Origin of the sequence: Kitasatospora sp. NPDC048286 (assembly GCF_043201735.1) — a bacterium.
In the GTDB taxonomy this organism is placed as follows: domain Bacteria; phylum Actinomycetota; class Actinomycetes; order Streptomycetales; family Streptomycetaceae; genus Kitasatospora.
In genome coordinates, this window is record NZ_JBICZE010000027.1 from 15,525 (window position 1) to 34,383 (window position 18,859).

The 18,859-nt window shown below is 73.2% G+C and carries 16 protein-coding genes; 12 read left to right on the forward strand and 4 right to left on the reverse strand.

Annotation, left to right across the window (positions count from 1 at the left end; translation table 11 throughout):
- Positions 1 to 193: 193 nt before the first annotated feature.
- A complete protein-coding gene (gabT, locus tag ACGF13_RS38665) occupies positions 194 to 1,534 on the reverse strand; it encodes a 4-aminobutyrate--2-oxoglutarate transaminase (RefSeq protein ID WP_392884205.1) in 1,341 nt (446 codons plus the stop codon).
- Positions 1,535 to 1,776: 242 nt separating this feature from the next.
- On the opposite strand from gabT, the gene ACGF13_RS38670 reads away from it, so the two are divergent.
- From ACGF13_RS38670 to ACGF13_RS38680, 3 genes are all read left to right on the forward strand, one after another.
- Positions 1,777 to 3,852 (forward strand): ATP-binding protein, encoded by a 2,076-nt coding sequence (locus ACGF13_RS38670; protein WP_392884206.1) that lies wholly within the window; start codon positions 1,777 to 1,779, stop codon positions 3,850 to 3,852.
- Positions 3,853 to 4,005: 153 nt separating this feature from the next.
- Positions 4,006 to 5,574 (forward strand): PucR family transcriptional regulator, encoded by a 1,569-nt coding sequence (locus ACGF13_RS38675; protein ID WP_392884207.1) that lies wholly within the window; start codon positions 4,006 to 4,008, stop codon positions 5,572 to 5,574.
- Between the two features lie 185 nt (positions 5,575 to 5,759).
- Positions 5,760 to 7,202 carry an aldehyde dehydrogenase family protein gene (locus tag ACGF13_RS38680; RefSeq protein WP_392884208.1) on the forward strand — a complete coding sequence of 481 codons (1,443 nt, stop codon included), beginning with the start codon at positions 5,760 to 5,762 and terminating at the stop codon, positions 7,200 to 7,202.
- Positions 7,203 to 7,290: 88 nt separating this feature from the next.
- On the opposite strand, the gene ACGF13_RS38685 is transcribed toward ACGF13_RS38680, so the two are convergent.
- Positions 7,291 to 7,956: an NAD(P)H-binding protein gene (locus tag ACGF13_RS38685; protein ID WP_392884210.1), complete on the reverse strand. Its 666-nt coding sequence runs from the start codon at positions 7,954 to 7,956 to the stop codon at positions 7,291 to 7,293.
- A 150-nt stretch (positions 7,957 to 8,106) separates the two neighbouring features.
- On the opposite strand from ACGF13_RS38685, the gene dxr reads away from it, so the two are divergent.
- The 5 genes from dxr to ACGF13_RS38710 all read left to right on the forward strand — a co-directional run bounded on the left by dxr (position 8,107) and on the right by ACGF13_RS38710 (position 13,782).
- Positions 8,107 to 9,348, forward strand: a complete 1,242-nt coding sequence (dxr, locus tag ACGF13_RS38690) for a 1-deoxy-D-xylulose-5-phosphate reductoisomerase (protein ID WP_392884211.1) — start codon at positions 8,107 to 8,109, stop codon at positions 9,346 to 9,348.
- Positions 9,349 to 9,417: 69 nt separating this feature from the next.
- On the forward strand, positions 9,418 to 10,722 hold the full coding sequence (locus ACGF13_RS38695) for a M50 family metallopeptidase (protein ID WP_392884212.1): 1,305 nt from the start codon (positions 9,418 to 9,420) through the stop codon (positions 10,720 to 10,722).
- Between the two features lie 143 nt (positions 10,723 to 10,865).
- Positions 10,866 to 12,026 carry a flavodoxin-dependent (E)-4-hydroxy-3-methylbut-2-enyl-diphosphate synthase gene (gene ispG, locus ACGF13_RS38700; protein WP_392884214.1) on the forward strand — a complete coding sequence of 387 codons (1,161 nt, stop codon included), beginning with the start codon at positions 10,866 to 10,868 and terminating at the stop codon, positions 12,024 to 12,026.
- 215 nt (positions 12,027 to 12,241) lie between these two features.
- Complete coding sequence (locus ACGF13_RS38705) at positions 12,242 to 13,117, forward strand: GNAT family N-acetyltransferase (protein WP_392884254.1); 876 nt, start codon at positions 12,242 to 12,244, stop codon at positions 13,115 to 13,117.
- A gap of 101 nt (positions 13,118 to 13,218) precedes the next feature.
- Complete coding sequence (locus ACGF13_RS38710) at positions 13,219 to 13,782, forward strand: GNAT family N-acetyltransferase (RefSeq protein WP_392884215.1); 564 nt, start codon at positions 13,219 to 13,221, stop codon at positions 13,780 to 13,782.
- Between the two features lie 20 nt (positions 13,783 to 13,802).
- On the opposite strand, the gene ACGF13_RS38715 is transcribed toward ACGF13_RS38710, so the two are convergent.
- Complete coding sequence (locus tag ACGF13_RS38715; RefSeq protein ID WP_392884216.1) at positions 13,803 to 14,717, reverse strand: aminoglycoside phosphotransferase family protein; 915 nt, start codon at positions 14,715 to 14,717, stop codon at positions 13,803 to 13,805.
- 93 nt (positions 14,718 to 14,810) lie between these two features.
- Positions 14,811 to 15,731, reverse strand: coding sequence for a ferritin-like domain-containing protein (locus tag ACGF13_RS38720; protein ID WP_392884217.1), 921 nt, complete (start codon positions 15,729 to 15,731; stop codon positions 14,811 to 14,813).
- A gap of 284 nt (positions 15,732 to 16,015) precedes the next feature.
- On the opposite strand from ACGF13_RS38720, the gene rimP reads away from it, so the two are divergent.
- From rimP to ACGF13_RS38740, 4 genes are all read left to right on the forward strand, one after another.
- On the forward strand, positions 16,016 to 16,555 hold the full coding sequence (gene rimP / locus ACGF13_RS38725; RefSeq protein ID WP_392884218.1) for a ribosome maturation factor RimP: 540 nt from the start codon (positions 16,016 to 16,018) through the stop codon (positions 16,553 to 16,555).
- Between the two features lie 55 nt (positions 16,556 to 16,610).
- Complete coding sequence (gene nusA / locus ACGF13_RS38730; protein WP_392884219.1) at positions 16,611 to 17,612, forward strand: transcription termination factor NusA; 1,002 nt, start codon at positions 16,611 to 16,613, stop codon at positions 17,610 to 17,612.
- Between the two features lie 75 nt (positions 17,613 to 17,687).
- Positions 17,688 to 17,981, forward strand: a complete 294-nt coding sequence (locus tag ACGF13_RS38735) for a YlxR family protein (RefSeq protein WP_392884220.1) — start codon at positions 17,688 to 17,690, stop codon at positions 17,979 to 17,981.
- A 229-nt stretch (positions 17,982 to 18,210) separates the two neighbouring features.
- The coding region (locus ACGF13_RS38740) for a translation initiation factor IF-2 N-terminal domain-containing protein (protein ID WP_392884256.1) at positions 18,211 to 18,859 on the forward strand (649 nt) is incomplete at its 3' end.

Sequence of the window (18,859 nt, forward strand, 5' to 3'; positions counted from 1 at the left end):
TCTCGGGCCCTCCGTCGATCATGCAGGACCGCCCGCGGTGCGCGCACCGCGCGGCCGGGCACACTGTGCGCGCCATGCGCAGCGTGCGCCCGGAAACCGAACGGCCCGTGCGGACCAGAGGTCCCCACGGGCCGTTCAGCGCTGTCCGGACAACCCTCCGGAAGGGGGTTCACGACCCGACGGGCGACACCGCTCAGAGAGCGGCGAACGCGCCCTCCAGGATGTCCAGACCCTCGTTCAGCAGGTGCTCCGGCATGACCAGCGGCGGCAGGAAGCGCAGCACGTTGCCGTAGGTGCCGGCGGTCAGCACGACCAGGCCCTCGGCGTGGCAGGCCTTGGCGATGGCCGCGGTGACCTCCGCGTTCGGCTCCTTGCCGCCCGGCTTCACCAGCTCGACGGCGATCATCGCGCCGCGGCCGCGGACCTCACCGATGATCTCGTACTTCTCCTGCATGGCCCGCAGGCGGCCCAGCATGATCTCGCCGATCCGCTGCGCCTTGCCGTTGAGGTCCTGCTCCTTCATCGTCTCGATGGCGCCCAGCGCGGCGGCACAGGCCACCGGGTTGCCACCGTAGGTGCCACCCAGGCCACCGGTCTGCGCGGCGTCCATGATCTCGGCGCGGCCGGTCAGCGCCGACAGCGGCAGACCGCCCGCGATGCCCTTCGCCGTGGTGATCAGGTCCGGGACGATGCCCTCGTCCTCACACGCGAACCACTGGCCGGTGCGGCAGAAGCCGGTCTGGATCTCGTCCGCGACGAACACGATGCCGTTCGCCTTCGCGAACTCCACGATCGCCGGCAGGAAGCCCTTGGCCGGCTCGATGAAGCCGCCCTCACCCTGGATCGGCTCGATGATGATCGCGGCGACGTTCTCGGCGCCGATCTGCTTGTTGATGGTGTCGATCGCCTGGGCGGCGGCCTCGGTGGCGGCGTTCTCCGCACCGGTCAGCCAGCGGTACGGGTAGGCGACCGGCACCCGGTAGACCTCGGGGGCGAACGGACCGAAGCCCTGCTTGTACGGCATGTTCTTCGCCGTCAGCGCCAGGGTCAGGTTGGTGCGGCCGTGGTAACCGTGGTCGAACACCACGATGGCCTGGCGCTTGGTGTAGGCGCGGGCGATCTTCACCGCGTTCTCGACGGCCTCGGAGCCCGAGTTGAACAGCGCGGTGCGCTTCTCGTGGTCACCCGGGGTCAGCTCGTTCAGCTGCTCGGCGACGGCCACGTAACCCTCGTACGGGGTCACCATGAAGCACGTGTGGGTGAAGGCGGCCAGCTGCTCGGTCGTCTTCGCCACCACGGCCTCGGCGCTGTTGCCGACGTTCGTCACGGCGATGCCGGAACCGAAGTCGATCAGCGAGTTGCCGTCCACGTCCTCCAGCACGCCGCCGTTGGCACGGGACACGTACACCGGCAGGGTGGTGCCGACACCGGCCGCCACCGCACCCAGCTTGCGGGCGTGCAGCTCCTGCGACTTCGGACCGGGGATCGCGGTGACCAGGCGGCGCTCCTGCGGGAGCGGCGTTGCGGCGCTCATGGGGTTTCTCCAGACTTCTCGGCTCGGTGCTTCGCAGGCTACGGCCGCCCTCCCCACCCCGGCACGCGCCACTCGGTAGCAGTGCGCCGTCCGACTTGTCCGGCACGGCCAGCGCGGGTGGCGCGACTACCCGCAGGCCACGCTCCACTACCCTGAGCGCGGGCGTGTCGCCGGCACGGCGGCATGGGTATGGCGGCACCGACGGCGGTCGGGCCGGGGCGGGCGAGGGAGCGGGGCCGTACATGGCACAGGACGGGGCACACCACCACGGCGAGCACACCACCACCAGACCCCCGACCCCCCTGCCCCACCAACGCCCGGGCACAGGCCCGGACGGGGCCTTCGACCTCCCGGCGTGGGCCTGCGCCCCGCGACCCGCCGCCGACCCGGGCGTCTACCGGCTCGGCTACCGCCGCCTCGACCCGGAGCGGGCCGAGGCGGCCAAGGTCGCGACCTGGCCGCTGCTGCTGCGGGCGGGGCTGAACGCGGTGGTGGGCTGGCTGGCGTTCGTTTATGGCGTTGAGTTCGCCACGGACGGGGCAACGCTGATCGGAGTTCTTCCGTCGCAGTCGGCCTTTGTTGCGACATCGGTGGTCCTGACACTGAATGTCCTGGTGATGGGCATCGTCATCAAGATCTTCGGCCGCATGGGCCGCTGGCCCGAAGTCTGGCGCCGCTACGCCGCGCCGCTGCTGTCGCGCACGGTGACGCAGGAGCAGCCCGCCGAAGAGGACGCCCCGGGGACGCCCGAGGCCGGGCGCGGGCAGGACCCGTGGGACGGGCTGCGGCAGGGCGGTGCGGCTGAGGCGGCCGCCCGGCTGGACCGCGAGCCCGTGGGGGACGTCGACTACGTGCGGATCCGGCGCGCCTGGGAGTCCGCCCAGGCGGACCCGGCGTTCGTGCCCGCTTTCACCGAGCAGGTGGCCACCCGCGGTGCGGCGGCCTTCGCCCATCCCTCCGAGGCGCGCGAGTTGCCCGGCCGCGCCGAGCGGCACGATCTGCTGCTCGGTCAGGTCCGGCTCGGCACCGCCCAGGACGTCCCGAAGAACCCGTTGGGTCACCGATCGGCCGGTTTCGCGCTGGACCCGGCGGTGCTGGGCACCTCGCTGTTGGCGGTGGGCCCGGCCGGTACGGGGAAGACGGCGCGGCTGGCCCGGCCGGTGGCCGAGGCGCTGTGCCTGCAGGCGCTGTCCGGTACGGCCTGCGCGGTCGTCGTCGGGGCGGCGGACGCCGATCTCGGCCCGGATTCCTGGTACGACGTGGTGATCGCGCCCGGCGATCCGTCCTCGCTGTACGGGCTGGACCTCTACGGCGCCGCGCGGGATCCGGATGAGGCGGCCGCCCGGCTGGCCGAGGCGCTGTTGCCGGACGAGCTGACCGCCCGCGCGGAGCACGCCCGTACGGCGTTGCAGCAGGTGGTGGGTCCGTTCCACGCGGCGTACGGCCGCTATCCGGGGGTGCGGGAGCTGCGGGCGCTGTTGGCCGGTGAGGCGGACGTGCTGGCGGCGCTGGTGAAGGCGCTCGGGGTGGCCGGCCGGTTGGCGGTCCACGAGCGGGACCTGGAGTACCGGGAGCGGCAGCGCGACCGGGCGGACGATCCCGGGGCGCTGCTGGCGGACCGGCTGGCGCTGCTGGAGCGGCCGGCCTTCGAGGGCGCCTTCGCGACCGACGGCACCGGGCGGCCTCCGTTCGCGATGCGGGTGCTGGACCATCCGCTGCGGGTGCGGGTGAAGTTGCCCGAGCGGAGCCACCCGGAGGCGGCGCGGATGCTGTCCAGGCTGGTGGTGGGGCAGTTCGTGCAGGCCGCCGGGGCCCGCGAGGACCGTTCGCTGTTCGCCGGACTGGTGGTGGACGACGCCTCGGCGGCGTTGGACGCCACCGCGGTGCGCGGGCTGCAGCGGATGCGCGGGGTGAACGCGGGTGCGGTGCTGTTGTTGCGGACGCTGGTGGACCTGCCCGAGGCGCTGCGGGCGCCGCTGTTCGGCGCGGTCGGTTGCCGGATGGCGTTCCCGGGGATCGCCCCGTGGGACGGGAAGCTGTTCTCGGAGGCCTGGGGGACGCACCTGGTGCAGGAGACCGCGGTCACCCACACCCCCGACACCTCCGGAGGCGTGATAAGGCGCGCCGGCCGGATCGGGCGGAAGGCGTTGTCGGGGACGACGGCGCAGACGGAGTCGGTGACGACGCGGGACGTGGAGCGGCTGCGGTGGTCGCCGTCGGATCTGGCGCACGCGTTGCCGGCGGGGCATGCGGTGGTGTCGTTGACGGCGGTGTCGGGGGAGCAGGTGCCGCCGCTGTTGGTGGACCTCAGGGGCTGATGGCGGGGCGGTGGGGAAGTCGCCTTCGAGGTGGATTCGGCAGTGCGGGTTGTCCGGGGCGTCCATAATGAAGGGGAGAGACCCTCACCAGTCCCACGTCCCTCTCCTCGCCCGGCCGCAACGGCGCGGTCAGGTCGATCCCCCGAAGGTGCCATGCCCCCCACACTCGCCTCCGTCGTCCGCAACACGTCGCTCCATCTGACGGTCCTCGCCGGTGCGGATCACCTGGAGCGGCCGGTCCGCTGGGTGCACACCAGTGAGCTGGACGACCCGACGCCGTTCCTGGAGGGTGGCGAGCTGCTGCTCACCACCGGTATCAAGCTGGGCCGTACGGCGGCGCAGCTGCAGGCGTACGTGCACCGGCTGGCCGACGCGGGGGTGGTCGGGCTGGGGCTCGGGGTGGGGTTGTCGCACACGGAGGTGCCGCAGCCGCTGGTGGACGCGGCGGCGCAGCGCGGGCTGCCGTTGCTGCGGGTGCCGGAGCCGACGCCGTTCATCGCGATCAGCAAGGTGGTGTCGGCGGCGCTGGCCGCGGAACAGTACGAGGCGGTGACGACCAGCTTCGAGGCGCAGGAGGAGCTGACGAGGGCGGCGCTCGGCAAGGACGGCACGACGGCGGTGGTGCGCCGGCTGGCGGCCCGGCTGGGGGGCTGGGCGGCGCTGTACGACGGGTCGGGTGCGCTGTCGGTGGTGGCTCCGGACTGGGCGGCGCGCCGGGCGGGGCGGCTGGCGGCGGAGGTGGACCGGCTGCGTCGGCGGCCGGCGCCGTCGAGTGCGGCTTTGCAGGGGCGGGCGCCGGGGATAGACACGGCGGACGAGGACTACGTGGTGGTCCAGTCGCTGGGGGCGGACCGGCGGGCCCGGGGTTTCCTGGCGGTGGGGACCGAGGACCGGATCACGCCGACCGAGCGGTACGTGCTGAACGCGGCGGTGGCGCTGCTGACCCTCACCCTGGAGCGCTCGCGGGAGCTGCGGCAGGCGGAGGAGCGGATGGGCGCGGCGCTGCTGCGGATGGTGCTGGCCGGTGAGGTGGCGACGGCCCGCCAGGTGGCGGTGGGGCTGTTCGGGGGGCTGCCGGAGGGGACGATACGGGTTCTGGTGGCCGGGGCCGGGCCTGCGGGCACGGATGCCGCGGAGGCGCTGGGGGAGCTGGGCGACCGGGCCGAGCAGGCGGGTGCCCGGGTGGGCGAGAAGCTGCTGGTGGCGAGGGAGGACGGTGCGCACGGGCCGCGGCTGATGGTGCTGGCGTTGGACAACGGCGCGGTGCACCGGGCCTGTCTGGGGGCGGTGGAGGAGCACGAGGGCCTGTCGCTGGGCGTTTCGGCGCCGGCCGCGTTGGAGGAGGCCGGGACGGCGCACGCGCAGGCCGAGCGGGCGCTGGCGGTGGCGCTGCGTGGCGGCCGCCGGTCGGTGGACCATGAGGAGGTCGGTGCGGGGTCGTTGTTGCCGCTGCTCGGTGAGGACGCGGTGACGGCCTTCGCGGAGGGGCTGTTGCGGCCGCTGCGGGAGCACGACCGGACGGCGCGCGGGGACCTGGTGGCCTCGCTGCGGGCGTGGTTGTCCCGGCACGGCCAGTGGGACGCGGCGGCGGCGGACCTGGGGGTGCACCGGCACACGCTGCGCTACCGGATGCGCCGGGTCGAGGAGTTGCTGGGCCGGTCGCTGGACGACACGGACGTGCGGATGGAGCTGTGGTTGGCGCTCCGTTCCGGCGAGGAGTGAGACGCGGGGAGTGAGACGCGGGGAGTGCGGGCCGGCGGCCGCGCTCCGGTAGGACGTGGTGGAGTGGCCCCGGGGGCGAACGCTCCTAGTCGGCCAATCCGGTCGGCGTGCCGCCCCGCCTACCCTCAAATCCGGGTCCCACGTCCGTGGGCCGTAGGACAGACGAGGAGAGGGCCGGTACCACGGTGACCACCACGTACGATTTCTGGCTCGCCGGCCGCCGGGCGAGCGGTGACGCCGACTTCGAGGTGCACAACAGCTGGGACGGCCGTCTGGTCGGCAAGGTGAGCATCCCGACCGAGGCGCAGGTCGACGAGGCGCTGGACGCCGCCGTCGCCGCTCTGCCGGTGTTCGCCGCCACCCCGGCGCACCAGCGTGCCGCCGCCCTGGACCACGTGGCCAAGCGGCTGACCGAGCGCACCGAGGAGCTGGCCCAGCTGGTCAGCGCCGAGAACGGCAAGCCGATCAAGTGGGCCCGCGGTGAGATCGGCCGCGCGGTGTCGGTCTTCCGCTGGGCCGCCGAGGAGGCGCGCCGCACCAACGGCGAGACCATGCGGCTGGACACCGACCCGGGCGGCGTGGGCCGTTTCGCGCTGGTGCGCCGTTTTCCGCGCGGTGTGGTGCTCGGGATCGCCCCGTTCAACTTCCCGCTGAACCTGGTCGCCCACAAGGTCGCCCCGGCGATCGCGGTCGGCGCCCCGATCATCCTGAAGCCGGCTCCGTCGACCCCGCTGTCGGCGATGGTGCTGGGCGAGATCCTGGCCGAGACCGACCTGCCGGCCGGTTCCTGGTCGATCCTGACCGTGCCGAACGACCGGATGCCGGCCCTGGTGCAGGACGAGCGCCTGCCGGTGATCTCCTTCACCGGTTCGGACAAGGTCGGCTACCAGATCATGGACTCGGTGCCGCGCAAGCACTGCACCCTGGAGCTCGGCGGCAACGCCGCGGCCGTGGTCCTCGCCGACTGGTCCTCGGAGGCCGACCTGGACTGGGCGGCCACCCGGATCGCGATGTTCGCCAACTACCAGGGCGGCCAGTCCTGCATCTCGGTGCAGCGGGTGATCGCCGACGCGTCGGTGTACGACGCGCTGGTGGAGAAGGTCGTCGCCAAGGTCAGGGCGCAGGTCACCGGTGACCCGAGCGACGACGCGACCGACGTCGGCCCGCTGATCGACGAGAACGCCGCGAAGCGCGTCGAGTCCTGGGTCGAGGACGCGGTCGCGAAGGGCGCCAAGGTCCTCACCGGCGGTACCCGCGAGGGTGCGACCTACGCCCCGACCGTGCTGGCCGAGCTGCCCGAGGACGCCATCCTGGCCAAGGCCGAGGTGTTCGGCCCGGTGCTGTCGCTGCACAGGGTGGACGGCGTGGACGAGGCCTTCGCGGCCGTCAACGACTCCGCGTTCGGCCTCCAGGCGGGCGTGTTCACCCACGACCTCCAGACCGCCTTCCGCGCCCACCGGGAGCTGCAGGTCGGCGGTGTGATCATCGGTGACGCGCCGTCCTACCGTGCCGACCAGATGCCGTACGGCGGTGTCAAGGACTCCGGTGTCGGCCGCGAGGGCGTCAAGTACGCGATGGACGACTACACGGTCGAGAAGGTCATGGTCCTGAGCGGCCTCGACCTCTGAGAGAGCCCGTGACGGCGCCGTAGCGGTGTCGTGGAGGAGGGCCCGGTTCGGCCGAACCGGGCCCTCCTCGCGTTCGCGCCCGGAGGGTTCAGCCGTCGTGCCCGGCGGCCACGGCGACCGCGTCCTCGACGGTGGCGTTCCCGGCGACCAGTTCCAGGGTCAGTCCGGCGGTGCCGGGTTCGTGCAGCAGGGCGGCCAGGACGGTGGCCACGTCGGCCCGGTCCACCGTGCCGCGGTCGACCGAGGGGGCAAGCCGGACCAGGCCGGTGCCGGGGCCGTCGGTGAGCCGCCCGGGGCGCAGCACCGTCCAGTCCAGCGCGGTGCGGGAGCGGACGGTGTCGTCGGCGGCGCCCTTGGCCCGCAGGTAGGCCTCGAAGACCTCGTCGGGGTGGTGCGCCCCGGCGTCGGCGGCCATCGTCGAGACCATCACGTACCGGCGGACCCCGGCGAGTTCGGCGGCGTCGGCGAGCAGCACGGCGGCGTCCCGGTCGACGGTGTTCTTGCGGGCGGCGCCGCTGCCCGGTCCGGCGCCGGCGGCGAAGACCACCGCGTCGGCCCCGGTCAGCAGCCCGGCGAGCTGCGGGGCGGTGGCGGCCTCCAGGTCGAGCAGCAGCGGCTCGGCACCGGCGTCGACGAGGTCCTGGGCCTGTTCGGGACGGCGGATGATCCCGGCGGGGCGCTCGCCGCGCGCGGCGAGCAGCCGTTCCAGCCGGAGCGCGATCTGTCCGTGGCCCCCGGCGATGACGGTACGCATGGCTCCGACGGTAGCCCGGACCGGGCGCGGTGGCCCGGGGAATCCCGGGAAAGTCCGTCAAGGGCGGGGAAGGACCAGGGGCGCTCCGCGGAAGTCCGGGGAACCCCGCGGAGGTCGGGGACGGTGCCGCGGACAGGACACAATGGGCGCATGACTTCGCTCGCCCACCCGCAGCTGCGCTTCACGCCCACCGTGGCGGACCCCTCCGGCCCCCGGGAGCTGGTGATCCTGGGCTCCACCGGTTCGATCGGCACCCAGGCCATCGACGTGGTGCTCCGCAACCCGGACCGCTTCCGGGTGGTCGCCCTGTCGGCGGCCGGCGGCCGGGTGGAGCTGCTCGCCGAGCAGGCGGTGCGGCTGGGCGTGCACACCGTGGCGGTGGCCGATCCGGCGGCCGAGCCGGCGCTGCGCGAGGCGCTGGCCGCGAAGGCGGCGGGCCGTCCGCTGCCGACCGTGCTGGTGGGCCCGGACGCGGCGACGGAGCTGGCCGCCCTGGAGTGCCACTCGGTGCTGAACGGCATCACCGGTTCGATCGGCCTGCGGCCGACGCTGGCCGCGCTGCGGGCGGGCCGGGTGCTGGTGCTGGCCAACAAGGAGTCGCTGATCGTCGGCGGTCCGCTGGTGAAGGCGGTGGCGAAGCCGGGCCAGATCGTGCCGGTGGACTCCGAGCACGCCGCGCTGTTCCAGGCGCTGGCCGGCGGCACCCGGGCCGAGGTGCGCAAGCTGGTGGTCACCGCCAGCGGCGGCCCGTTCCGCAACCGCACCCGTGACCAGCTGGCCGGCGTGACCCCGCAGGACGCGCTGGCCCACCCGACCTGGGCGATGGGCCCGGTCGTCACGATCAACTCGGCCACCCTGGTGAACAAGGGCCTGGAGGTGATCGAGGCGCACCTGCTGTACGACGTGCCGTTCGACCGGATCGAGGTCGTGGTCCACCCCCAGTCGGTGGTGCACTCGATGGTGGAGTTCACCGACGGTTCGACCCTCGCCCAGGCCAGCCCGCCGGACATGCGGATGCCGATCGCACTGGGCCTGGGCTGGCCGGACCGGGTGCCGGACGCCGCCCCCGCCTGCGACTGGACCAAGGCCGCCACGTGGGAGTTCTTCCCGCTGGACGACGAGGCCTTCCCGGCGGTCGAGCTGGCCCGTGAGGTGGGCACCCTGGGCGGCACCAACCCGGCGGTGTTCAACGCGGCCAACGAGGAGTGCGTGGAGGCGTTCCTGAAGGGTCGCCTCGCTTTCACCGGAATCGTGGACACTGTTGCCAAGGTCGTGGCCGAGCACGGTCGGCGGGACGGCGGTTCGGCGGCGGGAACTTCCCTGACGGTGGAGGACGTCCTGCACGCGGAGGACTGGGCGCGTGCCCGGGCCCGCGAGCTGGCGGCCGGCTGACGGTCGGCTGACGACCCCGATTGCAGTAGGACGAAACGATGAGCGGAGCGGCATGACGGAGGACCAGCGGTGGCAACGGTTTTGACGGTGGTCGGCATCCTGGTCTTCGTCATCGGGCTGCTCGTCTCGATCGCCTGGCACGAACTCGGCCACCTCTCCACGGCCAAGCTGTTCGGCATCCGGGTGCCCCAGTACATGGTCGGCTTCGGCCCGACCCTCTGGTCGCGCCGGAAGGGCGAGACCGAGTACGGCATCAAGGCGATCCCGTTCGGCGGGTACATCCGGATGATCGGGATGTTCCCGCCGGGCGAGGACGGCCGGATCACCAAGCGCAGCAGCTCGCCCTGGCGCACCATGATCGAGGACGCCCGCGAGGCCTCCTACGAGGAGATCCAGGAGGGTGACGAGGACCGGCTCTTCTACACCCGCAAGCCGTGGAAGCGCATGATCGTCATGTTCGCCGGGCCGTTCATGAACCTGATCCTGGCGTTCGGGCTCTTCCTGACCGTCATGATGGGCTTCGGCGTCAACATGAGCGTGCCGACGGTCAGCTCCGTCGAGAAGTGCCTGGTCAAGGTGGGTCAGCCCAGGGACACCTGCCCGGAGGGTGCCCCGCAGACCCCGGCCGCCCAGGCCGGGCTGAAGGCGGGCGACAGGATCCTCTCCTTCGACGGCGACCGGATCGGCAGCTACGAGCAGCTCCAGGCGGACATCCGCCGGTCGGCCGGCCGGACCGTGCCGGTCGTGGTCGAGCGGGACGGGGAGCAGATCACCCTCAACCCGGCCATCGCGGTCAACGACGTCCAGAAGTACGACGGCAACGGCGTCCCGCTCAAGGGCCAGACCGTCCAGGCAGGGTTCCTCGGATTCACTCCGGCGAGCGGTGTGGTCCAGCTGGGATTCGGGCAGTCGGTCGACCGGATGTACGGCATGGCCGAGAACGGGGTGAAGTCGCTGCTCGCGCTGCCCGGCAAGATCCCCGGGCTGTGGAACGCGGTCGTCGGGGACACCCCGCGCGACCCGGACTCGCCGATCGGGATGGTCGGCGCCGCCCGGGTCAGCGGCGAGGTGTTCTCCCTGCACGAGTCGGCCACCCAGAAGATCGCGATCTTCGTGAACCTGCTGGCCGGCATCAACCTGTCGCTCTTCCTCTTCAACATGCTGCCGCTGCTCCCGCTGGACGGTGGGCACATCGCCGGCGCGGCCTGGGAGGCCGTGCGGCGCCGCTTCGCACAACTGTTCAGGCGGCCCGACCCGGGCCCCTTCGACGTCGCCAAGCTGATGCCGGTGGCGTACGTGGTGGCCAGCATCTTCATCGGTTTCACCCTGCTGGTGATGGTCGCCGACCTGGTGAACCCGGTGAAGATCAGTTAGGGCGTTCGGGTACCACGGGTGTGCTGGGCGCCATGGCGGTGCCGTACCGTGGAGGCCGGGTGCGCGATCGTCAGCGCGCCCGGCCTCGGCCGTGTCACGGCCGGGCGGTCGACCACACCTCAACCCCGGGGAACCCTGCGCACATGACCGCGATCTCGCTCGGTATTCCGTCCCTGCCGCTCAAGCCGCTGGCCAAGCGCCGTCACTCTCGGCAGATCATGGTCGGCAACGTGCCGGTCGGCGGCGACGCCCCGGTCTCGGTGCAGTCGATGACCACCACCGTGACGTCGGACATCAACGCCACGCTCCAGCAGATCGCCCAGCTCACCGCGTCCGGCTGTCAGATCGTCCGGGTCGCCGTGCCCTCGCAGGACGACGCCGACGCGCTGCCGATCATCGCCAAGAAGTCGCAGATCCCGGTCATCGCGGACATCCACTTCCAGCCGAAGTACGTCTTCGCGGCGATCGACGCCGGCTGCGCGGCGGTGCGCGTGAACCCGGGCAACATCAAGGCCTTCGACGACAAGGTCGGCGAGATCGCCAAGGCCGCCAAGGACGCGGGCGTCCCGATCCGGATCGGCGTCAACGCCGGCTCGCTGGACAAGCGCCTGATGGAGAAGTACGGCCGGGCCACCCCGGAGGCGCTGGTCGAGTCGGCGCTCTGGGAGTGCTCGCTGTTCGAGGAGCACGACTTCCGCGACATCAAGATCTCGGTCAAGCACAACGACCCGGTCGTGATGATCAACGCCTACCGCCAGCTCGCCGCCGCCTGCGACTACCCGCTGCACCTCGGCGTGACCGAGGCCGGCCCGGCCTTCCAGGGCACCATCAAGTCGGCGGTCGCCTTCGGCGCGCTGCTGGCCGAGGGCATCGGCGACACCATCCGGGTCTCGCTCTCCGCGCCGCCGGCCGAGGAGATCAAGGTCGGCAACCAGATCCTGGAGTCGCTCGGGCTGCGCGAGCGCGGCCTGGAGATCGTCTCCTGCCCGTCCTGCGGCCGCGCCCAGGTGGACGTCTACAAGCTCGCGGAGGAGGTCACCGCCGGGCTGGAGGGCATGGAGGTGCCGCTGCGGGTGGCCGTCATGGGCTGCGTCGTGAACGGCCCGGGCGAGGCGCGCGAGGCCGACCTCGGGGTCGCCTCCGGCAACGGCAAGGGGCAGATCTTCGTCAAGGGCGAGGTCATCAAGACCGTTCCGGAGTCGAAGATCGTCGAGACCCTGATCGAGGAGGCGCTCAAGCTCGCCGAGCAGATGCAGGCGGCGGGCGTCGAGGCGGGGGCGCCGACGGTGGTCGCCGGGGAGTGAACCCCGCGCGGTTCGCCGTTCGTGGTTCGTCGTTCGTCCCGACAGCCGTGGGTTGTCGGCAGTCCTGACCGCGCGGGAGCGCCCGTGCGGTGTTTACCGGAAGCGGGGCCGTCCGTTCGCGGACGGCCCCGCGGCCGTAGCCGGGTGGGGCCACGGATAGGGTGCGGCCAGAGTCGTCTCAGTGAGGTGCTGTCTCGATGCTCGATCGAGGTGTGATGCTCCCGAGCTCCTTCCAGGCCGCCCGGGCCCTGGCCACCACCCGCGTGCTGGAGCCGCCGGACCTCCCGGACGCCCTGGAGATCCTCCACCGCGACCCGGTCGCCAACGCCTTCGTCGCGACCAGGGTCGAGGCCGTCGGGCTGGATCCGTGGCGGCTCGGCGGGGAGTTGTGGGGCTGGTACGACGGGCAGGGCGTGCTGGACGCGCTCTGCTACGCCGGGGCGAACCTGGTCCTGATCAACGCCGGGTCCGAGGCGGTCGCGGCCTTCGCGGAGCGCGCCCGCCGGCAGGGGCGGCGCTGCTCCTCGATCGTCGGGCCGGCGGCGGCCACGGCGGCCTTCTGGGCGCTGCTGGAGCGTAGTTGGGGGCCGGCCCGGGAAGTGCGGGCGCACCAGCCGCTGTTGGCGACCGCGGTGCCGTCGGCGGAGATCGCGCCGGATCCGCTGGTGCGCAGGGTGCGGCGCAACGAGGTCGAGACCTTGATGCCGGCGTGCGTGGCGATGTTCACCGAGGAGGTGGGGGTGTCGCCGCTGGCGGGGGACGGGGGGCTCCTCTACCAGGCCCGGGTGGCCGAACTCGTGTCCACCGGACGGTCGTTCGCGCGCTTCGGGGAGGACGGGCAGGTCGTCTTCAAGGCGGAGATCGGGGCGGTGACGGAGGGGGCCTGTCAGATCCAGGGGGTCTGGGTCGCTCCGGAGCACCGGGGGCGGGGGCTCTCCGAGACGGGGATGGCCGCGGTCCTGGACGTCGCGCTGCGGGAGGTGGCTCCGGTGGCGTCGCTGTACGTCAACGACTTCAACCTGCGGGCCCGGGCGGCGTACCGGCGGGTGGGGTTCCGCGAGGTCGGGGCGTTCATGAGCGTGCTGTTCTGAGGGGCCCGCGGCGGGCCGTGGGGTGGGTCGCGAGGTTCCGGGCGGGGTGCTGTTGGGATCTTCGGCCGCGCCGCGGGGCCGCTGGTAGTAACGTCCGGAGCATGGATCAGCTGACCGGGGTGACGATCGAGGCCATCGACCTTGCGGCCTGGGCGCCGCAGGCGCTGGAGGTCCAGGCGGTGGCGTTCGGGCTGACGCCCGAGGAGGTCGCGGTACGGCTGCACATCGTGGGGCGGCACGCCCTGCAGCCGGGGGTGATCGCGCTCGGGGCGATGAGCGGGGGGCGGCTGGTCGGGTTCGGGTACGGGATGCCCAACCAGCGGGAGCACTGGTGGAGCACGGTGATCGAGCCCTACCTGACCGCCCGGGGGCACGGGGACTGGCTGGACGGGGTCTTCGCCATCACCGAGTTGCACGTGCTGCCGGAGTTCCAGGGGCAGGGGATCGGCTCGCGGCTCATCCGGATGCTGTGCGAGGGGTCGGGGTTGGAGCGGAGCATCCTCTCGGCGATCGACGCGGAGACGCCGGCGCGGCGGCTGTACCGGGCGCTGGGGTACCGGGACCTGGCGCGGGCGGTGCAGTTCCCGGCGACGGAGCGGCTGTACGCGGTGATGGGGGCTCGGCTGCCCCTGCGCGGGGCCGAGGTCGGGGCACTCGGGGCTTAGAGCCCTCAACGGCCGTCGGGTCAGAGGGTGTTGGCGAACTCGAGGTAGAGCTCGGCGTCCTCGCGGCGGTCCGCGGCGAGGGCGCGGAGGGCGAGGTCGACGGCGCGGAAGAGGGTCCAGCCGCGGAGGCGGTCCTGGTCGACCTCGAGGGCTTCGGAGAGTCGGCCCAGCCGGCGGCGGACGGCGGCGGGGGCGCCGGGGGAGCCGAACAGGGTGTCGGCGCGGTCCAGGGCGAGGCGGGCCAGGTCGAAGGCGCGTTCGCCGGCCAGCGGGCGCGGGTCGATGGCCAGCCAGGGGGCGCGGTCGGCGGCCAGGACGTTGCCGTGGTGGAAGTCGCCGTGCAGGAGGAAGGACTCGTCGGCGGAGTCGGCCAGGGCCCGGGCGGTGTCCAGGGCCTCGGCGATCAGCTGCCGCGCCTCGTCGGCGGCGTGGGGGAGTTCCGCCAGGCGGGCGGTGGTGGCGATCCGTTGGGCGGGGGCGGGGAAGGGGTGGCCCTCGGGGAGCTCCGTCCAGAGGCGGTGCAGCAGGCTGGTGGCCTCCAGCATGGCCTTGGGCTCGGCGAGGGAGCGCAGCGGGATCTCGCCGTGGAGGCGTTCGAGCAGGAGGGCGCCCTCGGTGGGGGCGGCGTCCAGGAGGAGGACGGCTCCGCGGCCGGCCCAGTGGCTCAGGGCGGTGTGCTCGTGGGCGGTCTCGGCGGTGGGGAGGCCGACCTTGAGGACGGCGGGGGAGAGGTCGTCGCGGTGGACGTACGCGATGAGGCTGAGGCTGCCGCCGGGGTCGAGGGTCCGTTCCAGGGTGAGGTCCCAGGCGGCGAGGTGGGCGGCGGCCCTGGCGGGGAGGGTGGCCAGCCATTGGCGGCCGGTCTCGCCGTGGGTGGCGGTGACGGAGTTCGTCAGCCAGCTGGGGACGGTGATGGTGGGTTCGGCTCCCGACATGGGTCCATTGTCGGGGTTTGGGGGCCGGTGTGGGGCTTTCGGGAGGGTTCGGGGTGGCGGACGTGCGGGCCCTTGCCCCGCGTGCCCGCCGCGTCAGATGGCGGGGATGCCGGGGAAGGCCGTGGGTGGGGCGCCCCAGCGGCGGGCGCGCAGGGCGGTCTCGCGCAGGGCGGTGGCGGCGAGCGGGCGGTGGAGGGCGGGGAGGGTGGTGACCAGGTCGGCGTAGGTGGCGGTGAGGCGGGTCTCCAGGTGGACGGCGAGCCTGGTGGCCTCGGCGGGGGAGGTGACGGGGAAGGGGAGCTGGTAGCCGCCGGCGGCCGGGGTGGGAGCGGCGGTGGCGGCGGTGAGGAGGCGCTGCCAGGCGTCGCGTTCGGCCTGGTGGGCGGCGAGGGTGGTGCGGGCGTCGGTGCGCTGGGGGTCGTCGGGGAGGTGGGCGCCGACCACGCCGTAGCCGTAGACGGCGGCGTGTTCGGCGCTGAGCGCGGCCTGGAAGGCCGGGACGGGGTCGGCGGCGCGTTCGGCGCGGGCCTGGCCGGCCGGGGTGTTGACGGGGGTCTGGTCGCCGAGGGCCGCGGCGTGCAGGGCGTTGGAGGCGGAGACGGAGGCGAGCAGCCGGGCGAGGTCCGGGCTGACCTCGTCGAAGCCGTAGAGGTGGGACTCGGCGGTTCGGTGCTCCATGAGGGCCAGCTCGGGGAGCGTGGGCAGGGAGCGGTACGGGGTGCTGGTGGGGGAGGGGGTCGCGGCCGGCAGGCCCTGGACGAGCGCGGCGCGGTGCTGGACGGTGTCGTCGCGCAGGGGTTGGAGCAGGGCGGTCTGGGCGCCGGGGACGGTGAGCAGGTTGTCGTAGGCGCCGAGCAGGAGGTCGGTGTCGGCGATCGCCCGGAGGCGGGCGGGGGTGTCCGGGTCGCTGGTCGGGGTGGGGCCGGCCGGGCGGCCGCCGGGGTCGGCGGTGCAGGCGGTGAGGGTGGTGAGCAGTCCGAGGGCCAGGAAGGTCCGTCGGCTGGGCGGATGCATCGGGATCACTCCGGGCGGGTACGGGAGGACGGCCTCCCCGCCTGCCCTCGTTGGCGTGAATGATTACAGAATCCCCACGTTCCCGGGCCCGGTTCGGGGATGCCGTGCCGGGTGTGAGCTTGCTCGCAGTGGGTGGCGTGCGCGCGGTCGGCGGAGGTCCGGAATCGGTGGTTGGGGGCTTGACCGGATAGGCTTTGGGCCGAGCTGCCGTGATCCGGTGCGTGACACCGGGGGCGCGGGGCGACCTTCTGACAACAGCAGACGCGGCCGAGGAGTCCACCCGGATGAGCACCACCCACACCGACCGGCTGCGAGCGTTGCTGGAGCCGCTGGCCGAGCAGGCCGGACTGGATCTGGAGGACGTCAGGGTCACCAGGGCGGGCAGCCGCCGGCAGGTCCAGATCGACGTCGACACCGATGGCGGCGTGGACATGGACGCCATCGCCGAGTTCAGCCGGGTGGTCGGCGAGGCCCTGGACGAGTCGGACCTGATGGGGGACGACGCGTACCTGCTGGAGGTCGGCTCGCCGGGTGCGGAGCGTCCGCTGGCCCTGCCCCGGCACTGGCAGCGCGCCGAGGGTCGGCTGGCCAAGATCCACCTGGTGGACGGCGGGGAGATCGTCGCCCGGGTGCTGGAGGCCGACGAGGACGGTGCACTGGTCGAGGTGCAGCCGGTGAAGGGCCGTGGCCGCCCGAAGGAGCGCCGTCTGGCGTACGCCGAGGTGGCCCGCGCCCGGGTCCAGGTCGAGTTCAACCGCAAGGACGACGAGAAGCTCCTGGACGAGGCCGCGGACTTCGACGAGGGGGAGGACGGCGCCGAGTGACCCCCGGGTGCCGTACGACCATGACGAACGTGACGAAAGACGAGGAGGCGTAGCCGTGGACATCGACATGAGTGCCCTGCGCACGCTGGTCAACGAGAAGAACATCCCCTTCGACCTGCTGGTCGAGTCCATCGAGTCCGCCCTCCTCACCGCGTACCACCGCACCGAGGGCTCGCGCCGCCGGGCCCGGGTGCGCCTGGACCGCGAGAGCGGCCATGTCACCGTGTGGGCCATGGAGGACCCGGCGGAGCTGGAGGAGGGCGTCGAGCCGAAGGAGTTCGACGACACCCCGAACGGCTTCGGCCGGATCGCGTCCAGCATCGGCATCCAGGTGATGATGCAGCGCCTGCGCGACGCCGCGGACGACCAGACCTTCGGTGAGTACGCGGGCAAGGAGGGCGACATCGTCACCGGTGTCGTCCAGCAGGGCAACGACCCGAAGAACGTGCTGGTCGACATCGGCAAGCTGGAGGCCATCCTGCCCCCGCAGGAGCAGGTCCCGGGCGAGGACTACCGGCACGGCACCCGGCTGAAGTGCTACGTGGTGGCCGTTCGCCGGGGCGTGCGCGGGGCTTCGGTGACGCTGTCGCGCACCCACCCCAGCCTGGTGAAGAAGCTGTTCGCGCTGGAGGTCCCGGAGATCGCGGACGGCAGCGTGGAGATCGCGGCGATCGCCCGCGAGGCCGGCCACCGGACCAAGATCGCGGTCTGGTCGCGCCGCCAGGGCCTGAACGCCAAGGGCGCCTGCATCGGCCCGATGGGCTCCCGGGTGCGCGCGGTGATGGGTGAGCTGCACGGCGAGAAGATCGACATCGTCGACTGGTCGGAGGACCCCCGGGAGATGGTGGCAGCCGCCCTGTCGCCCGCGCGGGTGACCAGCGTGGAGATCGTGGACGCCGCCCAGCGCTCCGCCCGGGTGATCGTGCCGGACTACCAGCTGTCGCTGGCGATCGGCAAGGAGGGGCAGAACGCCCGCCTGGCCGCGCGCCTGACCGGCTGGCGGATCGACATCCGCCCGGACACCGAGGGCCAGTCCGAGGAATCGCAGGCCCGGTAGTCAGTGTTGTCGTTGCCGAGCCCGCCGTCCTCCAGGATCGGCGGGGCGGCGCCATGTCGCTCCGGAGGGGTAGACTTGCCTTCGTCTGGCCGGACGCACGTCCGAGCACGCCCGGAACGCACCTGCGTGGGCTGCCGCAAGCGCGCGGCCAAGCACCAGCTGTTGCGTGTCACGGCGGTCGAGGGCGAGTGCGTCCCTGATCCCCGTGGCGCACTCCCGGGCCGGGGCGCTCACGTGCACCCCGATCCGGCCTGCCTCGACCTCGCGGTCCGCCGTCGGGCGTTCCCCCGGGCCTTCCGGCTCCAGGGAGCGCTCGACACGGAGCGGCTCCGCGGGTTCATCGGGGAGCGGGCGGGCGAAGCCTCGTAGCAGGACCGCCTCCCGCGACGGCTGCCGCTCGCGCGGCGGAGAACCACCGCAACAAGCACGGCACGCGGGCAGCCGCGCGTCGTGCCACCAGTCAGGTACCTCGCGATGTGGAAGTAGGTCGAGATTGCGATGAGCACTCGATGAGTACGCGATGAGTACGCGATGGGTACGCCCATGAAGTAGCGACAGTCCGGCGGACGAGACCCCCGGACTCATAGACAGGAGTGAAGTGGCTAAGGTCCGGGTTTATGAACTCGCCAAGGAACTTGGCTTGGAGAGCAAGGCCGTCATGGCCAAGCTCACCGAGCTCGGTGAGTTCGTCCGTTCGGCGTCCTCGACGATCGAGGCGCCGGTCGTACGCAAGCTGACTGACGCGCTTGGTGTGGCCCCCACCGGTGGTGGTTCCGCTGCCAAGCCGGGCCCGCGGAAGACCGCGGCGCCCTCCCCCGCCGCCGGCTCGGGTGCCCCGAAGCCGGGGGCTCCGACTCCGGGTCCGCGCCCTGGCGCGGCCCCTGGTCCCCGTCCGACCCCGGCTGCCGCCGCGCCTTCCGCGCCGGCCGCCCCCGCCGCCCCGAAGCCGGGCGCGCCGACTCCGGGCCCGCGCCCGGCCGCGCGTCCCGCCGCTCCGGCGGCCCCGGCCGCGCCCGCGGCCGAGTTCTCCTCGCCGGCTCCGGCCGGCGACGCCCCGCGTCCGTCCACCCAGGCCCCGCGCCCGAGTGGCCAGGCCGCCGGCGGTGCCCGTCCGGGCCCGCGTCCGGCCGGTCCGCGTCCGGGCAACAACCCGTTCACCTCGGGTAGCGCCACCGGCATGGGCCGTCCCGGCGAGCGCCGTCAGGGCGGTCAGGGTGGCGACCGTCCGCGTCCGGGCGGTGCTCCGG

Coding starts and splice junctions, on each gene's coding strand:
- gabT (WP_392884205.1), bottom strand. CDS start 1,534: ATGAGCGCCGCAACGCCGCTCCCGCAGGAGCGCCGCCTGGTCACCGCG.
- ACGF13_RS38670 (WP_392884206.1), top strand. CDS start 1,777: ATGGCACAGGACGGGGCACACCACCACGGCGAGCACACCACCACCAGA.
- ACGF13_RS38675 (WP_392884207.1), top strand. CDS start 4,006: ATGCCCCCCACACTCGCCTCCGTCGTCCGCAACACGTCGCTCCATCTG.
- ACGF13_RS38685 (WP_392884210.1), bottom strand. CDS start 7,956: ATGCGTACCGTCATCGCCGGGGGCCACGGACAGATCGCGCTCCGGCTG.
- dxr (WP_392884211.1), top strand. CDS start 8,107: ATGACTTCGCTCGCCCACCCGCAGCTGCGCTTCACGCCCACCGTGGCG.
- ispG (WP_392884214.1), top strand. CDS start 10,866: ATGACCGCGATCTCGCTCGGTATTCCGTCCCTGCCGCTCAAGCCGCTG.
- ACGF13_RS38705 (WP_392884254.1), top strand. CDS start 12,242: ATGCTCCCGAGCTCCTTCCAGGCCGCCCGGGCCCTGGCCACCACCCGC.
- ACGF13_RS38710 (WP_392884215.1), top strand. CDS start 13,219: ATGGATCAGCTGACCGGGGTGACGATCGAGGCCATCGACCTTGCGGCC.
- ACGF13_RS38715 (WP_392884216.1), bottom strand. CDS start 14,717: ATGTCGGGAGCCGAACCCACCATCACCGTCCCCAGCTGGCTGACGAAC.
- ACGF13_RS38720 (WP_392884217.1), bottom strand. CDS start 15,731: ATGCATCCGCCCAGCCGACGGACCTTCCTGGCCCTCGGACTGCTCACC.
- rimP (WP_392884218.1), top strand. CDS start 16,016: ATGAGCACCACCCACACCGACCGGCTGCGAGCGTTGCTGGAGCCGCTG.